Genomic DNA, 1573 nt, shown 5'->3' on the forward strand with positions numbered 1-1573 from the left:
CGGGGGGGGGGGGGGGGGGGGGGGGGGGCCGGGGGGGGGGGGGAGTCGGGGGCAGTCACCGCCGCGGCGGGGGCGCCGTCGGCGGGCCGGCCGACCCGGGGCCGCGGCCGCCGGCGACGGCGCGCGGCGGGCCCTTCGGCCCGGGCCGGCTCTGGGGTGAACGCGGAGCCGGATGGACGGGCGGCAGGCGCCAGGGGAGGGCGGCGCCTGCCGCGGTGGGTGGATCACACCACGACGACTCGGGGACCGAACGCGGCGAGCTCGTCGGCCAGCCCGTCGGCCAGCCCGGAGTCGGTGATGATGCAGTCCACCTGGTCGAGGGTGGAAAAGCGGGCGAAGTGGTCGTTGCCCACCTTCGTGTGGTCGGCGAGCAGGACGACGCGGCGTGCAGAGCGGATCATCGCCCGCTTGACCTGTGCTTCGGCGGTATCGGGTGTGGTGAGCCCGTGTTCGGCCGAAACACCGTTGGTGGCCATGAAGGCGACGTCGACGAAGGTCTCCTCCAGCGCCTGGAGCGCCCAGCTCTCGACGGTGGCCTGGGTGCGGGGGCGGAGCCGGCCGCCCAGCAGCATCAGGTTGGTGTGGGAGCGCGGGGTCAGCATCAGCGCGATGGAGACCGAGTTGGTGACCACGGTGAGCTCGGCGGGGAGCTGCTCGGCGAGCCGGCCGGTCGTGGTGCCCGCGTCGAGGAGGATCGCCCCCTCGGCCGGCACCTCTTCCAGAGCCCGCTTGGCGATGCGCTCCTTCTCCGGGGTCATGACGGAGTCGCGCTGCGCCAGTGTCGGCTCGAATCCCAGCCGCTCGACGGGGATCGCGCCGCCGTGCACTCTCCGCAGCACGCCGTGGCGTTCGAGGGCGGTCAGGTCGCGCCGCACCGTCTCGTAGGTGACGTCGAAGTCGGAGGCGAGCCGCGCGACGTCGACGCGACCGTCCTTACGGGCGCGTTCCATGATGCTGCGCTGGCGCTCTTCGGCGTACATGTGACATCACCTGCGTTTCGGTGTGGCTTTACGTGATGTTAGTGAGATCCCGCGAGGCGTTTCAAGAGCGACCGCGGATTGCGCGCGAATTTCCCGAAATGCGGCGTTACCGGTGCCGTTTCCGCCGACGGCCGGGGCGAGCCGGCGGCCACCGGAGTCCGCGAACGGGTCCGGTCATACCCTGTCCGGCCCACCCGCCGACCGCGGCGCGGCACCGCCCGGGTACCGGCCCGAGGAGTGCCGCCCAACCGCTGCGGCGGCGCTGAGAAGGCGGCAACGAGAGCGGCAACGAGAGCGGGGCCGACGGTACCGGCCTGAGCGGCGACGCCCCCGCGACGTCGCCGTGACCTGACTCTCTGCACTGGAATGCTGCGGGGAGGGGGCGGCCGGGTCGCACGGCCGGCACGACGATTTCCACAGCGTTAACCCGCGCTTCGCCGCCCGCCGCCACTCCTGTTTCCTGCCGAATGTTTGTTTGGGTGCGATTCCCACACGAATCGACGTCTGCGGTATCGGCGAGGAGCTGAGGCGAACCCCAATGCCCCCTTTCGCCCATGACAGCGCGCAATGGGTCCGCGACACCGCCAAATGGG

Annotated in this window: 1 protein-coding gene; it reads right to left on the reverse strand. The window is 72.2% G+C overall.

Going from position 1 to position 1573, the window contains the following annotated elements; all coding sequences use genetic code 11:
* Nucleotides 1-224 precede the first annotated feature (224 nt).
* Complete coding sequence (locus ABEA15_RS25500; protein WP_344147883.1) at nucleotides 225-980, reverse strand: DeoR/GlpR family DNA-binding transcription regulator; 756 nt, start codon at nucleotides 978-980, stop codon at nucleotides 225-227.
* Nucleotides 981-1573 lie beyond the last annotated feature (593 nt).

The sequence above is a fragment of the Streptomonospora halophila genome, from assembly GCF_039542725.1.
GTDB lineage: Bacteria > Actinomycetota > Actinomycetes > Streptosporangiales > Streptosporangiaceae > Streptomonospora > Streptomonospora halophila.

Excerpts from the sequence above, each read along its gene's own strand:
- ABEA15_RS25500 (WP_344147883.1), bottom strand. The coding sequence starts at position 980 with ATGTACGCCGAAGAGCGCCAGCGCAGCATCATGGAACGCGCCCGTAAG.